Origin of the sequence: Mycobacterium parmense (assembly GCF_010730575.1) — a bacterium.
Taxonomy (GTDB): Bacteria; Actinomycetota; Actinomycetes; order Mycobacteriales; family Mycobacteriaceae; genus Mycobacterium; species Mycobacterium parmense.
In genome coordinates this window covers 4,248,091-4,266,383 of sequence record NZ_AP022614.1, presented here as the reverse complement: position 1 = coordinate 4,266,383, position 18,293 = coordinate 4,248,091, and the positions used below count along the sequence as shown (strand labels likewise).

At 65.9% G+C, this 18,293-nt stretch carries 18 protein-coding genes; 6 read left to right on the top strand and 12 right to left on the bottom strand.

The genetic code is table 11. The features are described from left to right. Positions 1-216 precede the first annotated feature (216 nt). The 3 genes from G6N48_RS19685 to G6N48_RS19675 form a co-directional block, all read right to left on the bottom strand. Positions 217-666, bottom strand: coding sequence for a nuclear transport factor 2 family protein (locus G6N48_RS19685; RefSeq protein ID WP_085270457.1), 450 nt, complete (start codon positions 664-666; stop codon positions 217-219). Between the two features lie 56 nt (positions 667-722). Further along, entirely contained in the window at positions 723-1,310 is a 588-nt protein-coding gene (locus tag G6N48_RS19680) for a TetR/AcrR family transcriptional regulator (RefSeq protein ID WP_085270456.1), read from the bottom strand. Positions 1,311-1,783: 473 nt separating this feature from the next. Further along, complete coding sequence (locus tag G6N48_RS19675; RefSeq protein WP_232066666.1) at positions 1,784-2,425, bottom strand: class I SAM-dependent methyltransferase; 642 nt, start codon at positions 2,423-2,425, stop codon at positions 1,784-1,786. Positions 2,426-2,755: 330 nt separating this feature from the next. Between G6N48_RS19675 and G6N48_RS19670 the strand changes: the two genes are divergently transcribed. From G6N48_RS19670 to G6N48_RS19660, 3 genes are all read left to right on the top strand, one after another. Then, positions 2,756-3,565: an Emopamil-binding protein gene (locus G6N48_RS19670; RefSeq protein ID WP_085270454.1), complete on the top strand. Its 810-nt coding sequence runs from the start codon at positions 2,756-2,758 to the stop codon at positions 3,563-3,565. A gap of 163 nt (positions 3,566-3,728) precedes the next feature. Continuing rightward, positions 3,729-4,337 carry a hotdog family protein gene (locus tag G6N48_RS19665; RefSeq protein WP_139825885.1) on the top strand — a complete coding sequence of 203 codons (609 nt, stop codon included), beginning with the start codon at positions 3,729-3,731 and terminating at the stop codon, positions 4,335-4,337. A gap of 402 nt (positions 4,338-4,739) precedes the next feature. Continuing rightward, positions 4,740-5,423, top strand: a complete 684-nt coding sequence (locus G6N48_RS19660; protein ID WP_232066665.1) for a TetR/AcrR family transcriptional regulator — start codon at positions 4,740-4,742, stop codon at positions 5,421-5,423. A gap of 244 nt (positions 5,424-5,667) precedes the next feature. Here G6N48_RS19660 and dnaB read toward each other — a convergent pair whose 3' ends face one another. From dnaB to rpsF, 5 genes are all read right to left on the bottom strand, one after another. Next, positions 5,668-8,226 (bottom strand): replicative DNA helicase, encoded by a 2,559-nt coding sequence (gene dnaB / locus G6N48_RS19655; RefSeq protein WP_085270451.1) that lies wholly within the window; start codon positions 8,224-8,226, stop codon positions 5,668-5,670. Between the two features lie 533 nt (positions 8,227-8,759). Beyond that, complete coding sequence (gene rplI / locus G6N48_RS19650) at positions 8,760-9,218, bottom strand: 50S ribosomal protein L9 (protein WP_085270450.1); 459 nt, start codon at positions 9,216-9,218, stop codon at positions 8,760-8,762. Positions 9,219-9,250: 32 nt separating this feature from the next. Continuing rightward, positions 9,251-9,505 carry a 30S ribosomal protein S18 gene (gene rpsR / locus G6N48_RS19645; protein ID WP_085270449.1) on the bottom strand — a complete coding sequence of 85 codons (255 nt, stop codon included), beginning with the start codon at positions 9,503-9,505 and terminating at the stop codon, positions 9,251-9,253. A gap of 39 nt (positions 9,506-9,544) precedes the next feature. Continuing rightward, entirely contained in the window at positions 9,545-10,072 is a 528-nt protein-coding gene (locus G6N48_RS19640; protein ID WP_085270448.1) for a single-stranded DNA-binding protein, read from the bottom strand. A gap of 97 nt (positions 10,073-10,169) precedes the next feature. Further along, the gene (gene rpsF, locus G6N48_RS19635; protein WP_085270447.1) at positions 10,170-10,460 is read right to left on the bottom strand and encodes a 30S ribosomal protein S6; all 291 of its coding nucleotides are present in this window, start codon (positions 10,458-10,460) and stop codon (positions 10,170-10,172) included. 189 nt (positions 10,461-10,649) lie between these two features. Here rpsF and G6N48_RS19630 point away from each other — a divergent pair, with 189 nt between their 5' ends. Further along, on the top strand, positions 10,650-10,982 hold the full coding sequence (locus G6N48_RS19630; RefSeq protein ID WP_085270446.1) for a hypothetical protein: 333 nt from the start codon (positions 10,650-10,652) through the stop codon (positions 10,980-10,982). A gap of 32 nt (positions 10,983-11,014) precedes the next feature. Here G6N48_RS19630 and G6N48_RS19625 read toward each other — a convergent pair whose 3' ends face one another. The 4 genes from G6N48_RS19625 to G6N48_RS19610 all read right to left on the bottom strand — a co-directional run bounded on the left by G6N48_RS19625 (position 11,015) and on the right by G6N48_RS19610 (position 16,257). After that, complete coding sequence (locus G6N48_RS19625; protein ID WP_085270545.1) at positions 11,015-11,656, bottom strand: DJ-1/PfpI family protein; 642 nt, start codon at positions 11,654-11,656, stop codon at positions 11,015-11,017. Continuing rightward, the gene (locus tag G6N48_RS19620) at positions 11,653-13,275 is read right to left on the bottom strand and encodes a glycosyltransferase family 87 protein (protein WP_085270445.1); all 1,623 of its coding nucleotides are present in this window, start codon (positions 13,273-13,275) and stop codon (positions 11,653-11,655) included. The genes G6N48_RS19625 and G6N48_RS19620 overlap by 4 nt, the downstream gene beginning before the upstream one ends. After that, positions 13,272-15,680: a transglycosylase domain-containing protein gene (locus G6N48_RS19615; protein WP_085270546.1), complete on the bottom strand. Its 2,409-nt coding sequence runs from the start codon at positions 15,678-15,680 to the stop codon at positions 13,272-13,274. The genes G6N48_RS19620 and G6N48_RS19615 overlap by 4 nt, the downstream gene beginning before the upstream one ends. A gap of 160 nt (positions 15,681-15,840) precedes the next feature. Further along, on the bottom strand, positions 15,841-16,257 hold the full coding sequence (locus G6N48_RS19610; protein ID WP_085270444.1) for a DUF5318 domain-containing protein: 417 nt from the start codon (positions 16,255-16,257) through the stop codon (positions 15,841-15,843). A 305-nt stretch (positions 16,258-16,562) separates the two neighbouring features. On the opposite strand from G6N48_RS19610, the gene G6N48_RS19605 reads away from it, so the two are divergent. Beyond that, positions 16,563-17,105, top strand: coding sequence for a PadR family transcriptional regulator (locus G6N48_RS19605; RefSeq protein WP_085270443.1), 543 nt, complete (start codon positions 16,563-16,565; stop codon positions 17,103-17,105). Between the two features lie 67 nt (positions 17,106-17,172). Beyond that, on the top strand, positions 17,173-18,279 hold the full coding sequence (locus G6N48_RS19600; RefSeq protein WP_085270442.1) for an inositol-3-phosphate synthase: 1,107 nt from the start codon (positions 17,173-17,175) through the stop codon (positions 18,277-18,279). Positions 18,280-18,293: the final 14 nt, after the last annotated feature.

Below are 18,293 nucleotides of genomic sequence, written 5' to 3'. Positions count from 1 at the left end.
CGGTTGCCATGCACGTTCCTCTCGGAGGGGATTCAGGATAACGATCACTATATAACGATCGCTATCCAATAGCGAGCTTCGCCTCTTCGCGTCACGTGCCAGACCGCGACCGACCAGAAGGGGATCGTCGTCGGGCCGATAGCCACTTTGCGGGTCAACGGCCGACGAGGTTCGCTTTGGTTCCGCGGCGGGGACTGGTTCACTCCCGCACGTCAATTAGGAGAAGTACGCGTCGAAGGAGTCAATGTCGGTCAAATGTGCTGTGACCTCAGAAATTTTGTCCCCACTGATGGTCAGGACATTGACCACGTCCTGTTGGAGTCGCTTGCCGTTGTGCTCTCCAGTGTCGTGCAGTGTGACCGCGACGGTGTCACGGCCGAAAGCGAATCCTTGCGGCGCGATGTGCAGTCCGTATTGAGCGAAAGTGTCGGCGAGCCTCGTGACGTCGTCGATTCCGGTCGCCCGGCCGGACACCACGCTGTTGCCAGGGATGGTCCAGACGATGTCGGGCGTGGCGTGTCCAGCGATCTCCGCATGGTCGTCGTGCACGATAGCGGTCGCGAACGCGCCGACGATGGCCCGCTGGCGCTGCGTTGCCGCAGCGTCGTAGTCGGGCGAGGCGGTCGATTTGGGGCCGGGCACAACGCAAGCCAAGGCAACGGCCATACCCGAGCCCGCCAGAGCGGCTTTCCAAGCTCTCGAAGTGCTCATGCCGCTTCCACTCATGTGCGTCGCTTGCCGGGCGAAATGAGCCTGTCCGCGGTCTCGCTCGCGGCCTCGAGCACCTCTGCCTGCGTGGCCGGGTCGTACATCGCGCGCGAGATCGACACCGCCCCCACCATCAGCGCGACGACGCTCCACGCCCGGCGCTCCCGATCGGCGCCGTCGAGCACCTCGGCCACCCGCGCCGCCAGCGCGGTGATCTTGTGCTCGTAGACCTCCCGAGTGGATGCTCCCGCCCGTGCCACGTCGGCGCTAAGCGTGGGCATCACGCATCCGTCGCCCGGGTTTTCCACGTGGTAGGCACTGAGGTATTCCGCGACAAAGCTCTTCAGCTTCGACCGGCGCTCGGTCTTGTTGCCGGACTCGGTGTCGGAAACGAACGGCTCGCCGACGGCGGCCTCGATGATCGCCTCGAGCATCGCTTCCTTGTTGGCGAAGTTCGAATAGAAGGCTCCGGAGGTCACGTCCGCCGCGCCGGCGAGCCCGTCCACCCCGATCCCGTTGAACCCGGCGACCTTCATCGACTGCATTCCGGCACGCAGCAGCGCGGCGCGCGCCTTGGCCTTCTGGTCTGCCGGATATCTCATGATAAGAACATTTATAGCATAACCACCGGTATTCTACGCCCGCGAACGCGGCCACCTCCTACCGCCGAGCTCTGGGGACCTACACCGCCGCTGTCGAGATGCAGCGAAGATTGACCAGACACGCCTGGCTACTTTGACAAAACTTCAGCGTGTCCCCGAGGCTTGTTAATTTTCGCTGCACATCATCGTGCGATCAACCACACCAATCTTTGCCGAGCGGGTCTTACCGCGGCGAGTCACGAAACAGCGTGTACAGAAATTCGCGCTGGTGGGCGATTACGGCGTCGAAGGCGGGCCGTGCGGCCACACGTCGAAATGATCACACGGGTAATGCTGCACTGAAGCGCCTGCTTTGGCTGCCATCGCGGCTTGCCCCGCGGGGGCGCGCTACGGTCGGCATGCCCGATCTGGACCTCTATTCGCCTCACCCGCATCAGTACCGAGCCGCGGCCTGGACGCGGAGTCGTGTCATTTCATCGTGTGTCATCTTCGCCGCCGACGACGTGCCGCGTAGCGGTCACCAACTGTGACAGACCGCCGGTTCGTTGCTCGACTTCGCCGAAACCTCTCAGAAGCAGAGCTTTAACGATTTCATCACGGCCGAACATCCGACATCCGCTAACACCTTCAACCACCCGGCTGCGCACAGCACCGCGCGTGCCCCCCGGCGCCAGACTGGTGAGGATGACCACCCGACCGTTGGGACGCAGCACGCGGGCAATCTCATCGAGCGCCTTGAAGGGCTGCTCGATGAGATAAAGCGCCATAAGGCATGCAATGGCGTCGGCGCTTTGATCGGCAAAGGGTAGGTTCTGGGCGTCGGCACGTAGATAAGCCACGTTGGGGCCCGCATTGTCGATGGTGGCACGTCGCAGCATGTGGTGTGAGGCGTCGACTCCCACCGCCAAACCCTTCTCGCCCACGGCACTACCGAACAGCCCAGTGAAATTACCCGGCCCGCAACCCAGGTCGATCACCGCGGCACCCGGTCTTAGCTGAAGGCCGGCCAATATTCGTGCGCGGTCGTCGGCGCGCTGCGGAGCGACAAGCCCCACGAGGCGTCGCAGCGCGGCGCGGCCGCGCTCGTAGCCGCCGGTATAGAACTCGGTATTCATCAACCGGTGCACGATACGTGGCGCAGGCGGTGCCTGCTCACCAAGAAAGTCCAAGTATCCCGGCTCGGTGAAGCGAAAGTCGGTACATCGCCGCGGATCTAACAACTTCCGCGTCCGGTCCACGACTGACGCCGGCGGTCCATAACTCATCAACCCGTGACTCCTTTTCATGGTGTCGTCGCTACGACCCGGCCCCCGGCGTGTAGCGCGACCGCAGCTCCACATTAGAACACTTATTGCGCTGCGCAGTATCGTGATGCTAGCTTCCAGAATAACGATTCTGCTATCCGGGTCGTACGAAGTTTTTCACTCCAGCAGCAGGAGGCTGTCATGACAACCGCCCTTGAACACGATTTCGCCCGACCATGGGCCAAACGGCGGGTCCGGACTTACGCGTGGTGCGCGGCGTTTACGACAACGATCGCCGTGGGCAGCGTCATCGGTGTCGGCGTGGGGCTGATCCCGATGGTGCCCGCGACCGGCACGATCGCCTGTTTTCTGTTTATGACCCCGGTTTTCATCATGTTCATCACGTCATGGATCGATACTCCGGGCGAGACACGCACGACGTTGGAAAAAGCAAACGAGTTTCAGATGCTCTGGTTTTGCATCGCTGGCGCCGCAAGTGAGCTCTGGTGGGAGGTCATCTGGCTCGTCGGTGACCTGATGGGCAAGATGCACATCACGCAGGGTCAGCGCTGGGGATGGGTGATCTGGTACTACGGCATCAACGATGTGCGCTATCTCAACAGCGACGGAGCGTTGTGGGCGATGGAACTGGCTGTCGTAACCGGCGCCGCCATCCTGCTGTACTCGTGGTCGAAGTTGAGGAAAGCCGGCAACGACCCCGAAAAACGTATCCGTCCGCTGTGGTGGACCTTCTTCACCATGGCGGTCATGTTGACGGTGTTTTTCATCTACTTCGTCGCCGAGGCGCGCCACGGCTTTCCCAACTTCCCACGCCACGGATTCTGGGACGTCTCGATCGTCCTGATCTATGAGAACCTGCCGTGGATGATCGCACCGATCGTCAGCCTTCCCTTCGTCGCCAAGCAACTGGGCTACCTCTACGGGCGCAAAGCTCTGGCGGCGGACCGGGCGTCGACCAGCGTCGGCGCTCCTGCCTCGGTCCGCGCCTAGGCAACCGCCACGCCGGGGCACGCCCGGCGGTCCCGCACACACAGCCGTTGCAACGACACCGAAAGCGCAGAAGATACAGCGATTTTGAGCGTCCCTGCGCCGACGCTCGGCGACATCCGCCAATCAAAACGACCCTGGCGCCGCATAGCCGCGAACGGACACGATGACATCACCCGCCTTCGACTTCTCACAGTATCGACCCGAGGCTGCCAGCCCTGAATTCGTGGAATACGTCCAACGCCTGCGGGAATTACAAGACGCCACGCAGTCGGCGAACCCCGACGCGGCCGTGTGGACCGCGGCGGCAACTCAACTGCGCCGACTCACGACAATCCTGACCCAGCATCGGGCACCTGAAACACAGGCCCCAGCCGGTCGCGATGCCGCACTACCCGGCTTTGGGAACCCACTGATACCAGCGTTCACCATCCACACCACTAGCGCCAAAGGTGTTGTCTTGCAGGGCAAGTTCGGCCGCTTCTACCATGGCGCCCATGACGTCGTCCTCGGCGGCGCGCTACCGCTACTTTTCGACTGGCACTTCGCCCTCACCATCGACGCCGCCGGCCGCCCGATCAGCCGCACCGCCTACCTCCACGTCGACTACACCGACTACGTAGAGACCGACACCCCACTGCAGGCCACCGCCCGCATCGACGTCATCGAAGGACGCAAAACCTTCCTCAGCGCCGAGCTGACCCGCCTCAACGACACAACGACACTGGCCAAAGCAACCGCCCTCATGATCGCCTTGCGAACCCACCAACGATGAACCACCAACAGGACAGGGCTTAGGCGTGCTAATCCTCCCACGAAGCGCCAGGCCGACTCGATCCAAGCAAGCACCCCCCGAATTCGCGACACAACGCGCGTGGTCGCCATGACCACCGAACATCCGAAGAAGGGTTTGACAGTGATCAGCGACACCGGCCAGCCGGTTCGGCGTTGTCGGCTGGTGGGCCGTATTCATCTGGTACCTAACCCCTTACGTAGTGCTGCCATGGCTCTACGCTCTCAACCGCGAGAAGTGGAACAAATAGGACGTGACGGCAAGTCTCAGTAACGCGCGTCAGGCCCATCGCCGGTGGTCAGAGGAACTCACTTACGGGTCAATTATGCTCGGTCAGTCAGTACCCTGGCCCGAAGGACGGTATGGCACAGTGAGGCGATACCGGTGAACGTCCCCAGCATTCACGAAACCCGCCGGCAGATGTATCGGATGCAGATCATTGCAGCCGCCGAGTACGAGTTCGCCAGGGCCGGGTTCGAAAAGACCAAGGTCGCAAACATCGCGCGCACCGCCGATGTATCCCTGGCGACGCTGTACAAACACTTCGCCGGCAAGGACGAGATATGGGACGTCCTCAATCAGCAGCGCGTCGAAGAATTCATTTCCGCGGGACAACAAGCCATAGCTGATTGCACTTCGCCGGTCCAACGACTGTTCGCATCGCTTCATGCGCTCGTCACCTACTTCGCCGAACATCCCAACTACTTGCGCATTCACGTCAGCGAAGGATTGAGCTGGGCCACAGGCGGCCACAATTGGGGCCGCGGCAACCAGCGCGACGCCTGGCGTACGGGCATCGACACAATGGTCGCACTGGCGCACGACGCAGTCGAATCCGAAGGAGTTCCCCCCATGCGGCCATCGCTGTTAGCGGGCCTCGTGGTGTCAGCACTGCAAGTTTGGTTGACCGACTGGGTCAACAGCGAATTCGACAGGCCCGCTGACGACGTGGCACTCGAACTCACCCAATACTTAAGGCGTTCGCTGGAATTGCCGGCAGCGGCCGCCCCCGGACGTCGAGCACGTAAAACTCCCCCCGCCCCTGAGTCACGGCTCCCTTCAAAATAAGACCGAAACACCTCGGCGCTTCTTCGCCGGTCGATGACGACCCCAAGTTGACATGCGCCACACGGGATCAACCCCGCACGGCCTGAATCCACCGTAGACGCAGGGCCGCGTGGCCATTTTGTTTGAGCACCTACAAAAAGCACCGACCGGCTCGACGGCTCCCGGGAGCAGAGCGTCGCGCCAGCTTGTTAAACAAGACTGCACACTTTGTCAATCTTCGTTGCATCTCGACAGCCGCCAAGTGCTAGCGCGCCATGTTCGCGAAGCGCGACAGGTGCAGCTGGTGTGCGACGGTGACCGTCTTGGTCGGGCCGTTACGGTGTTTGGCGAGAATGAAATCCGCCTCGCCCCCGCGCGGGTCGTCGCGGTCGAAGGCATCCGGCCGGTTCAGCAGGATGACCATGTCAGCGTCCTGCTCGAGGGAGCCGGATTCGCGAAGGTCCGACAGCATCGGCTTCTTGTCGGTGCGCTGCTCGGGACCGCGGTTCAGCTGCGCGATCGCGACTACCGGCACCTCGATCTCTTTGGCCAGAAGCTTGAGGTGCCTGGAGAATTCCGACACCTCGACCTGCCGCGACTCATGCTTTTTGCCTGACGTCATCAGCTGCAGGTAGTCGACGACGACCAGCTTCAGGTCGGCCTTTTGCTTCAGCCGGCGCGCCTTGGCGCGAATCTCCATCATGGTCAGGTTGGGCGAGTCGTCGATGTACAGCGGCGCCTCGCTGATCTCGCTCATCCGCCGCGCCAGCCGCGTCCAGTCGTCGTCGCTCATCCGGCCCGAACGCATGTCGGCCAGCTTGATCTTCGCCTCCGCGGACAGCAGCCGCATGACGATCTCGGACTTGCTCATCTCCAGCGAGAAGATCACGCTCGCCATTCGGTGCTTGATCGAGCACGACCGCATGAAATCCAGACCCAGCGTGGAGTTATGGGTGGGAATCATCGCCTTGCTCGCCAGATACAAGTGGCTGTCGTTGTCCACTTCGACACAACGCACGGCGACGGTCTCGACGGGGCGCACGTCCACAATGAAGCGCGACCCGGAGCGTTTGGTGCCGGCCGTGGCCCGGCGCTCCTTGTGCGTGAGGGCCTTTCGCGGTAAGGCGAACACCGCCTCGTCGGTGGAGAAGGTCAGAGTGTACGCAACGCCGGACGAGTCGTGGGGGCCCCGTACGCGCTTGGTCGAGGTTTGGCAGCGATAGCCGAGGCTGACGATCAGCTCGGCGACGTCGCACGCCAGCCGATGGCTGGTGACCGAAAATTGGACAGCGCCGCACGCGGTCACCGCTCCGTCGGTGTCGAGCAGGCCGGCGAGCAGGGCGCGCCGTTGCGTCTCGGACCCCCGCAGGTATTCGATCGGAATGTGCTTGTTGCCGAGCACGCCGAGTGTTGTGAGTCGCGCCTGCAAAGTGCCCTCAGCCCAACGGCAGTCCTGGCGCAACCGGAATCCCGGCGACGGTCCGGAGCAGCGAACGCAGTTCGGATTCGTTGGGGGGACGAACGACTCGCCGCATACCATGCACTCGCGCGGAGGCTCGACGTCAGCCGGCAGGCACAGCTCATACCGGTACCGAGCGGTTTGCGATGGGACTGCCACGAACCCGTCCGCTTCGATCCGCATGACGATTTCCGGGTCGGCCGTTGTGATCTGGGCGGCCGCACTCGCACCGTCCCCAAGCCAGGCGCCAAGGGTGTAGGGGGGAACCAAGAATTCGCGATCCGGTAGGTCGAGCGCACGCGAATTGACCACGCTGTGGTTCAGTCTCCGGTCCCTGCTGTCACAGCGCAGGCTCCCGGCGATCTCGGCCGTCGTTCGTACCGCCGCAAATGTGCGCTGGTTTTTACAGCGGTTGTAGCCCACCTCCGCGGCTTGCGCCGACTTCCGGGATGCGCGTGTTTCGGTCAGCCACTGATGCTCTGCGTCGGCGACGAGCACCGTGCCGTCAGAGAACTCCACCTCGTAGCACGGCCGGCCCAGCATCACGTCGGTGGCCGCCACCACCCGCGTCGGCCGCCCGTCTGCGCCGAGCAACTCGTCGCCGACCGCGACCTCGCGCATGGTCGTCCAGCCGGACGGCGTGGGCAGCGGCGTGTCCAACGCGAGCGCCTTCCCCACGCCGGGCCTCGCCGCGACGATGATCATCTGCCCCGGGTGCAGGCCGTTGGTCACCTCGTCGAGTTCGGTGAAGCCGGTGGGCACCCCGCGGGAGATGCCGCCATTGGACGCGATGGCGTCGATCTCGTCCATCGTCGGCTGCAGCAGGTCCTCGAGCGGAACGAAGTCCTCCGACAGCCGCCGCTCGGCGACGTCGTAGATCTCGGCCTGGGCGCGGTCGACGATCTCGGCTACGTCGGCGCCCTCGGCGCCGGCGTACCCGTACTGCACAACCCGCGTGCCCGCCTCGACCAAACGGCGCAGCAGCGCCTTCTCGGCAACGATGCCCGCGTAGTAGCCCGCGTTGGCCGCCGTCGGCACGGTCGAGATCAGGGTGTGCAGATACGGCGCGCCACCGACGCGGCGCAGCATCCCGCGGCGGTCCAGTTCGGCGGCCACCGTCACCGCGTCGGCCGGTTCGCCTCGCCCATAGAGGTCGAGGATCGCGTCGTAGACGTTCTGATGCGCCGGGCGATAGAAATCGCCCGGCCGCAGCCGCTCCAGCACGTCGGCGATGGCGTCCTTGCTCAACAGCATGCCGCCCAACACCGACTGCTCGGCCGCCAGATCCTGCGGCGGCTGACGGCCGTAGTCCTCGCTCGGCGCCGACGAATCCATGCTCGGCGCCAGGTCGTCGACGACCGCCATGGACCTCCTCCTCCCCTGACAAACGCATCCGAACGTATATTCGATTACCGCTATTCTTCAGCGTAAGTCAAGGCGCAGACACTTCCGCCCCACAGCACTCGTACGCCTCGTGCCGGGACGACGTTAGACGTTGCTGGCTAGCACTTCAAAGGGCGCCTGTTCATGAAGCTGTGCATGGTGTGTGCATATCCATCGACACCTGTGTTGAGCGGGGTGTGGAGAACCTGTGGACCGATTCCCAGGGGTGGTGCAACGCTGCAGCTAAGCGCCATACAACGCCATAAAATTTGTGTGGACAAGAATCTCTACGGCGTGTCGTGCCAGGTTACTGCGCCGGGCGTGTTGGCTTTCAGCGACATTTTCGCAGCGTTACGAGCCGGTAAAGGCAGCCGTTCGGAGGCGCCACCGGAAGAGTTCGCTGGAACAGACGTCCGCGACAGGCGCTGACACGCCCGGACGGCGACCTCGCAGCACAGCGAAGCCCGGCGGCGGCCGATCTGGGCCACCGCCGGGCTCGAGCAAATCTCGTCCGCTTAGCTCGCCGCGACGACCTCGAGCGCGACCTCGACGTCGATCTCCGGGTGCAGGTGCACCGACACCGGGTGGGTGCCGATGGCTTTGATGTGCGACTTGGGCAACCGGACGATCCGCTTGTCCAGGTTGGGGCCGCCGGCCCGCTTGATGGCCGCCACCACATCACCCGCGGTCACGGATCCGAACAGCTTGCCCGAGTCGGACGCGGTTTTCACCGGGAGCGAAACCGGGCCCAGCGCCTCGATCGCCGTCTTCAGCTCGGCGGCGTGGTCGCGGTCGCGGACCGCCTTGGTCTCGCGGGACCGGCGAATCTCGTCGGCCTGCTTCTGCGCCCCGCGCGAGGCGAGGATCGCCAGGCCGCGCGGCAGCAGGAAGTTGCGGCCGTAGCCGTCCTTGACCTCCACGGTGTCACCGACGGTGCCGAGGTGGTCGACGTCAGCCGTCAGAATCAGCTTCATCGTTGTGTTCTTTCGGTTGGTGTCCGGGCCGACTAGCGCGCCGAGGACGTGAAGGGAAGCAAGGCAACCTCGCGGGCATTCTTGACCGCGGTGGCGATGTCACGCTGATGCTGGACGCAGTTGCCGGTGACACGCCGGGCGCGAATCTTGCCGCGTTCACTGATGTAGGTGCGCAGCAATGTCGTGTCTTTGTAGTCGATCGCCTGTCCCTTTTTCGCGCAGAAAACGCACTTGCGCGCCTTGACCGGCTTTTCCGGGGCCGGACGCCGCTTGCTGGACTTCGCCATGTCTGTCTTTCCTGTCGTTTCTTACTGAAGTTCTGGGGTCTAGAAGGGCGGCTCGTCGTCGCCGCCGCCGAACGAGCCCGACGCCGGAGCGCTGCCCCACGGGTCGTCCGCCGGAGCCCCACCACCACCGCCACCACCCGCCGGCGGCGCGGCCTGACGCGATCCCCCGCCGAAGCCACCGCCACCGCCGCCACCGCCGCTGCGGCTGGCCTTGTTCACCTTGGCGGTCGCGTACCGCAGGGAGGGCCCGATCTCGTCGACCTCGACCTCGACCACGGTGCGCTTCTCGCCCTCGCGGGTCTCGAAGGAGCGCTGCTTGAGCCGGCCCGTGACGATCACGCGTGAGCCTCGCGTGAGGCTCTCGGCGACATTCTCGGCGGCCTCGCGCCAGATGTTGCAACGCAGGAACAGCGCCTCGCCGTCCTTCCACTCACCGCTCTGGCGGTCATAGATCCGAGGGGTCGACGCCACGGTGAAATTCGCGACGGCGGCACCCGAGGGAGTGAACCGCAGCTCGGGGTCGGCGGTCAGGTTTCCGACAACGGTGATAGTGGTGTCACCAGCCACAGTTTCCTCCTAGTTCCGCCCGATTCATCGCCTGTGCACGGTGGACGGTCGTGAGCATGTCTCGTAGAGCCTATGCAGCCGCGCCGACAGGCGGCAGTCAGTGCTTGTCGGTGCGCATTACCTTGGTGCGCAGAACCGACTCGTTGAGGCTCAGCTGGCGGTCGAGTTCGGACACCGTCGCCGGGGCGGCCTTGAGGTCGATGACGACATAAATGCCCTCGGCGTGCTTGGCGATCTCGTAGGCCAGGCGGCGCCGGCCCCAGATGTCGACCTTGTCGACGGATCCGCCGTCCTTGCGGACGACGTTGAGGAACGTCTCCAAAGACGGGGCTACGGTGCGCTCGTCGAGCGTGGGGTCGAGAATGACCATGATTTCGTATGGACGCATGGAAACCTCACCACCTCCTCTGGTCTCAAGCGGCCACGGACGATCCGTGGCAGGAGGGTCGCCTGCGTCGGCAACCGCACCAGGCTACCGGACCCGCGGTTGGCCTCAAAATCCCGGCAATCGAAGGCCCTGATCGGCCGCTCTGGAAGAGTTAGGATCCTGCGGGGCGACACGAAGGAGCGGACCGCGATGCAGATCCTTCAGTTCAGCCGGGGCGCGTCCGGCATCGGAATCGCCGGCCTGCTCATCGCCGGCGGGCTGACGGGGGCGTCGTCCGCTCACGCCGACACCGGCATCGACGGTTACGTTCATTGCCTGGGTGGCGACGCCAAGCCCCCGCCGCCGGGCGTAACCGCAGAGCTGTGGTTCCCGAGCGTCCACGTGATCCAGACGGATCTCGATTCCGGGGACTCCCCTGCGCAAGTCACCCAGATCTTGGTGGGCATGGGCGTCAAGCCGGACGACGCCGCCAAACGTGTGCAATGTTTCGTCGCCAACCAGCCGCGCGGAGAAGGGCACTAACCCACCGCGACAACCCACTGCCCCGTCGAGCGTTACTGCCGCTCCTCGAAGTAGTCGGCGGCCCGCGCCACCGTGGCGTCGTCGGCCTTGTCCAGGGCGCCCGTGTCGAACGGCGGCTGCGGGTCGTACTCGATCATCAACTGAGCGGCCTGCGCTGCCCGCCGATCGACGAGCAGTTCCACCAACCGCAGGGCCATGTCGATGCCGCTGGACACGCCCGCGGCGGTGATGATCCGCTGCGGTAGGTGTTCGACGACGCGCTGGGGCACGTAGCGGGCGCCCAGCGCGTTGAGCAGGTCGGCGGCGCGCCAGTGGGTGGTCGCGGTCAGCCCGTCGAGCAGGCCCGCCGACGCGAGCAGCAGCGCGCCGGTGCACACCGAGGTCGTGTAGGTGGTGTTCGGGTGCACGGCGTGCAGCCAGGCGCGGACGACGTCGTCGTGAATCAGCTGCCGGGTTCCGATGCCGCCGGGGAACACCACCACATCCGGGGCCGCCACCTCATCGAAGGTGGCGTCGCATGTCATGCCGAGCATCCCGTTCTCCGTGCGCACCTCGCCGCGACGATGCCCGGCGAACACCACCTCGATCGACGGGATCCGTTGCAGCACCTCGTAAGGGCCCACGGCGTCGAGCGCGGTGAACCGGGGGAACAACGGGATGACGACGAGGGTCACGGCGCCGCCGCAGCCGGCGCCGGCGAGCGGCGCACCCCCGCCGGTCGCAGCCAGTCGGGCAGCCAACCGGGCGGGGCGTCGGGCGCGCGGTCGAAGGGGCCGCCCGCAGGGTCGTCCAACCGGCCGCCCCAGCGCACCAGGTCCTCGTCGGGACGATAGATCTGCCGAATCACCAACGCGCACAGTCCGATCACCGCGATGTCGCGCAGCAGCACCGTCGTGGTGAAGACCTGCAACGGCAGCGAGCGGTTCGGGTTGCCGTACAGGAAGTACATCCGCGGCACCCACACGAGCGCGTCGACCGTCATCCACGCCAACAGGATTCGACGATGCGGCAACGCGAGCACGGCGAGCGGCACCAGCCACAGCGAAAACTGCGGGCTCCACACCTTGTTGGTCAGCAGGAACGCCGCCACCGCCAAAAACGCCAGCTGGGTCACCCGCGGCCGGCGCGGAGCGGTGAGCGCGACATAGGCGAGCGCCGCGCAACAGATCGCGAACAGCGCCGCCACCACGGAGTTGAGCACCGTCGGCGGTTCCCAGAACCCCAGCCCGGGGTCGAAGCCGCGCCACCCGGTGAACGACTTGACCACGTTGTAGAGCGAATCCATGTCATCACCGCGCCGGGTATTGAGCCGGAAGAACTCCGACCAGCCGCGCGGAAACAGCACGAGGACCGGCAGATTGACCAACAGCCAGGTGGCCAGGGCCGTGGTCGCGGTGCGGGCCGGCGCGCCGAGCCGCGCGGTGCGGACTCCCAGCAGCAGCATCGGCGCCAAGAACAGCAAGGGGTACAGCTTGGCCGCTGCGCCCAGGCCGATCAGCACGCCGGCCAGCACCGGTTTGCGGCGCGCCCACGCCAGCAGTCCGGCCATCGCGAAAGCCGTGGCCAGGGCGTCGAAGTTGGTGAAGATCTGGAAGATCACCAGGGGCGAGGCGGCCACCAGCGCCGCGTCCCAGATCCGGCGGCCGGCGAGTCCCGCCGTCGCCCACACGGTGCCCAGCCACGCCAGCGCCAGCCCGAATGCGGCGAGGTTGAAGAACATCACAACCTCGGCGACCACGGGAAGCGGGGCGACCTTGCTCAGCGCCGTGTAGGTCTTGGCCAACGCCATCGACGCGTACTGATACATGCCGGTCAGCACCGGATACTCCATGTATCGCACCGCGGGGCGACCGTCGTAGCGGATCTGCGGGGTGCCGCTGCCGTCGGTCTCGGTCCAACTCGACTTGTACGGGAACTTGCCCTGGCTGAGCAGTTCGGCGCCGTACAGCGGCACCGTGTCGGAGTAGCACAACTCGTAGTAGGCGCGCTGGTTGTCCCAGTTGGCGACCCGCTGGTCGCCGGTCCCGCCGCCGGTGCTCTGCAGGCAGGCCGCCTTCGTCGACCAGCCGAGCGCCAGGAAGAACAGCGCGACGACGAACATCACCCGCAGCGGAGTCATCACCCGGTTGCGACCGATCAGGGCGTGGCCACCCACTGGCCCGCCGATGGCGTCCGCCAGGGCGGCACCCAGAACGTCGGTGCGGCTCGGGCAATCGCGGTTGGTGACGCTGCGTAGGTCCGGGGCCAGCGGCTGCGGGGAGATGGTGCCGCTCTTCTCGGGAGCGCCCGTCACGGTGGCGGCTGTGGCGGAGGCGCCTGGGCGCCGCCGGGTGGGACGCCGGGTTCGCCGCCGGGCGGCGGTGGCGGTGCGCCGGTGATGGTCGTGGGCGGCCCGACCGGGATCGTGATGCCCGGCGCCACTTCGATGGTCGGCTGGATGACGGTCACCGGCGGAGGCTCCTTCGGCGGCGGAGGCGGCGCCGGCACGCCCGCGTAGCCGCCGATCTCCGTCGGCTTCGGGAAGGACTCGTTGGGGGTGCCCTTCAGCGCGCCGTCCATGGTCGACTTCCAGATGTCCGACGGCAGACCCGACCCGTAGACCGGCGCGCCCGAGGCCGTCACCAGCGGCACGTCGTCCTTGACGGTGCCCACCCACACCGCCGTCGACAGCGACGGCGTGTACCCGACCATCCAGGCGTCCTTGTCGGCGTTGGTGTCACCGAGTTGAGTGGTGCCCGTCTTGGCCGCCGACGGCCTGCCGCCGGCGAGGTTGTGGCCGCGCGAGTAGCCGGCAATCGGCTCCATGGCAGCGGTGACGTTGTCGGCGACGGCCTTGGGTATGCGCTGCTCGCCGCTGTTGTCGGAGTTGCTCGCGTCGAAAAGCACCTGCCCCTCGGAGTTCACGACCTTCTGCACGAAATGCGGCCGGTGGTAGACGCCGGAGGCGGCCAGCGTGGCGTAGGCCGATGCCATGTCGATCGGCCGGGTTTCGTACTGGCCCAGCACCACCCCGTTGTTGGGCGGCCCGCCCTTGCCGTCCTCGGACAGCGTGTGGTCGACGCCCGGGAAGCTGGTGGCGACGCCGGCCTGGTGCGCGGCGTCCGCGACCGCCTGCGGGCCGCCCTTGAGCTTGAGCATCAGCCGGTAGTAGGACGTGTTCAGCGATTGCTTGAGCGCCTGGGCGATGTTGCAGGTGCCGCAGCTCTCGCCGTCGACATTGGTGATCTTGATGCCGTCGACCGTCAGCGGTGAGCTGTCGATCTGATACCCCAGCCCAATCCCCTGCTCGAGCGCGGCGATCAGGCAGAACACCTTGAACGACGAGCCCGTCTGCAGGCCGGCCTGAGCGAAGTCGAATCCGTTGGCGTCGGACCCGCCGTAATAGGCGCGGATCGCGCCGTCGTGCGGGTCGACCGAGACGACGGCGGACCGCATGTCGGGGTCCTCCCCGTCGAGGGTTTTGGTGACAGCCTTCTCCGCGGCCTGCTGCGCCTTGGGATCGATTGTCGTGGTGACCTGCAGCCCCTCGGTGTTGAGGGTCTGCTCGTCGATGTTGAACAACTCCATCAGCTCTTTGGTCACCTGGCGCTCGATCAGGCCGTCGGGACCGCTGGGCTGATTCTGCGCGCGCGCCTGGTCGGGCGGCACGGTCGGGGGGAACACCTGGGCGGCACGGTCGCTCGGGGACAGGGCCTTGGTTTCCACCATGCCGTCGAGCACCCAGTTCCACCGCGCCATCGAGCCCTTCGGGTCGACGGCGGGGTCCAGCGACGACGGCCGCCGGATGAGCGCCGCCAACAGCGCGCCCTCGGAGACCGTCAGCTGCTCGACCGGCTTGTTGAAGTAGGCCTTGGCGGCGGCGGAGATGCCGTAGGCGCCGCGGCCGAAGTAGATGATGTTCAGGTAGGCCTGCAGCACATCGTCTTTGGACCACTCCCCCGACATCTTGGTGGCGATCACCAGCTCCTTGGCCTTGCGCATCAGACCGTTCAGGCCGTGCTGCGCGGAACCGACCAGCGCGTTCTTCACGTACTGCTGGGTGATCGTGGAACCGCCTTGCAGGTCCCCATGACCGAACAGGTTGTTGTCCACGGCCCGCGCGAACCCAGTGAACGAGAACCCCGGGTTGGAGTAGAAATTGCGGTCCTCGGCGGCGATCACCGCCTGGCGCACGTGCACGGGCACCTGGCTGATGTTGACGTCCACCCGGTTGCCCTCGGGCGGAATGATCTTCGCGATCTCCGAACCGTCGCTGGCCAGGATCGTCGAGACCTGGTTGGTGCGGATATTCCCCGGCTTGGGGATGTCGACGATGAAATACGCCATGGCGAAGGTGACGATCGGCAACAGCACCAGTACCGCCGCCGCGAGGTAGGCCGCCCGTCGCACCCACTGCCAGTTGATCCGCTGGGTCCAGGACCAGTCGATGCCCCGTCCGGGCCCGCCCTGACCCGGGCCGCCGTGACGTCCCGGCGGTGGCGGCGGGGGGCCGACCGGCGGGCCACCCCCGGACAGCGGTCCCTCCCGGCGCCCCGGCCTGGCCGCCCGCTCGTCCAGCGCGGCCTTCACCTCGTCGATCGGGTCGCGGTTCAGCGGGGTCGACGGCGGGCCGGCCAACGCCGCCCTGACCTCGTCGATCGGATCGGGACGCGTGGGCGTTGGCCGGTCGTCCCGGACCGGCGGCAGGATCGTGGTCATCCGGTCGTCCGGCGGCACCTGGCGGCGGTGGCCGGGAAGCTGACCCGCGCCCGCGACGGTGCCGTCCGCGCGAGCCGCCGAATGCTTGCCGAGGCGCTCGGTCACCGGCGCTTGCGGGTCACCGGAGGACGGGTCGTGGCGCCCTTCGCTATGCCCTTCGTTACTCAATGGCCGTGCGGGCCCCGTTGCGTGCCGTCCGCTTGCCCTTGGGCGGGCGCGCCGCGCCGAGCACGTACGACTTGACCAGGTGATTCCAACTGCAGGTTCGACACACTTCCACCACGTGAACCGAGAACTCGTCGAAGCGGGTCGCCAACAGGACCAACTCCTCGGCCGTGCGCGCCGAACCCGAGACCGGACCCAGGTGATCGCCAAACACCCACGACACCAGCGTGAGCTGCTCCTTTCGGCAGATGGGGCACATCACCTGGCTCTGTTTGCCGTGAAACTTGGCGGCGCGCAGCAGATATGGGTTCGCGTCGCAGACCTCGGACACCCCGGTGCGGCCCGAGTAAACCTCGGACAGCAGAGAGCGCCGCCGGAGCGCGTAGTCCACCACCTGTCGCTGCAGTCGCACGGTGACCAGAGTACGTCGCCTCCCGCGGCACCGATACGCAACCGAGCCGGCGCGACGCGCGCGCCCGGCCCCGGTGCCCGGCCGGCGGCACTCACCCGCCGTGCCGAACCGGCGGCGCGCTCCTACGATCTCCGTGAACACCGTGGACCAGGCCCCATCGCGTCCCCGCAGCGGCGCGATGCGCTCTCGCGTGCCGTGACGAATACCGCACCAACACGAGGTGCAGTTGTGGCAAATATATCGGAACGATACGATTACGCGAGGCGTCGAACCGTCGTAACTACCGATGCAAAGGGGGTGAGGAGATGCTGGAGCTGGCCATCCTGGGTCTCCTCATCGAGTCGCCCATGCACGGGTACGAGTTGCGCAAGCGGCTGACCGGGCTCCTCGGCGCGTTCCGGGCGTTTTCGTACGGTTCGCTCTACCCGGCGTTGCGGCGTATGCAGTCCGAAGGACTGATCGCCGAGAATGCCGCTCCGACAGGCACGCCCGTCCGGCGCGCCCGCCGGGTTTACCAGCTGACCGACTTGGGCCGTCAGCGCTTCGGTGAGTTGGTGGCCGACACCGGCCCGCACAACTACACCGATGACGGCTTCGGGGTGCACCTGGCGTTCTTCAACCGGACTCCGGCAGAAGCACGCATGCGCATCCTGGAAGGTCGCCGCCGTCAGGTCGAGGAACGGCGGGAAGGTCTGCGTGAAGCCATCGCGCGGGCCAGCAGCTCGTTCGACCGGTACACCCGCCAGCTTCATCAGCTGGGCCTCGAGTCCAGCGAACGTGAAGTCAAGTGGCTCAACGAGTTGATCGCCGCTGAGCGGGCGATGCCCGGCCTGTCCGAACAAACCTAGAACCCCTGCACCAACCCCCGCACAAGCGCATCCGTCACAGATGCTCATGAAGTTAGGAGAACGCCCTATGAGTGACCTTCAGCCGCCGAAGGCGCAAGAGGCGCAGTCCGAGATACGAGTCGCCATCGTTGGCGTCGGGAACTGCGCGTCCTCGCTGGTCCAGGGCGTCGAGTACTACCAGAACGCCGACGAGACGTCGACCGTGCCCGGCCTGATGCACGTGAAGTTCGGCCCGTACCACGTCCGCGACGTCAAGTTCGTGGCCGCATTCGACGTGGACGCCAAGAAGGTCGGCTTCGACCTGTCGGAGGCAATCTTCGCGTCGGAGAACAACACCATCAAGATCGCCGACGTGCCGCCCACCAACGTGACCGTGCAGCGCGGCCCGACCCTCGACGGCATCGGCAAGTACTACGCCGACACCATCGACGTCTCCGACGCCGAGCCGGTCGACGTGGTCCAGGTGCTTCGCGAGGCCAATGTCGACGTGCTGGTGTCCTACCTGCCGGTGGGCTCCGAAGAGGCCGACAAGTTCTACGCGCAGTGCGCGATCGACGCCGGCGTGGCGTTCGTCAACGCGCTGCCGGTGTTCATCGCCAGCGACCCGGTGTGGGCCAAAAAGTTCGCCGACGCCGGCGTCCCGATCGTCGGCGACGACATCAAGAGCCAGGTCGGCGCCACCATCACCCATCGCGTGATGGCCAAGCTGTTCGAGGACCGCGGCGTGCAACTGGACCGCACCATGCAGCTCAACGTCGGCGGCAACATGGACTTCCTCAACATGCTCGAGCGCGAGCGGCTGGAATCCAAGAAGATCTCGAAGACCCAGGCGGTCACCAGCAACCTGCAGCGCGAGTTCAAGACCAAAGACGTCCACATCGGCCCGTCGGACCACGTGGGCTGGCTGGACGACCGCAAGTGGGCCTACGTGCGGCTCGAGGGCCGTGCCTTCGGTGACGTGCCACTGAACCTCGAGTACAAGCTCGAGGTGTGGGACTCCCCGAACTCGGCGGGCGTCATCATCGACGCGGTGCGCGCCGCGAAGATCGCCAAGGACCGCGGGATCGGCGGACCGGTGGTTGCCGCGTCGGCCTACCTGATGAAGAGCCCGCCGCGCCAGCTGCCCGACGACGTCGCGCGCACCCAGCTCGAAGAGTTCATCATCGAGGGGTAACTCTTCGGTTCGGC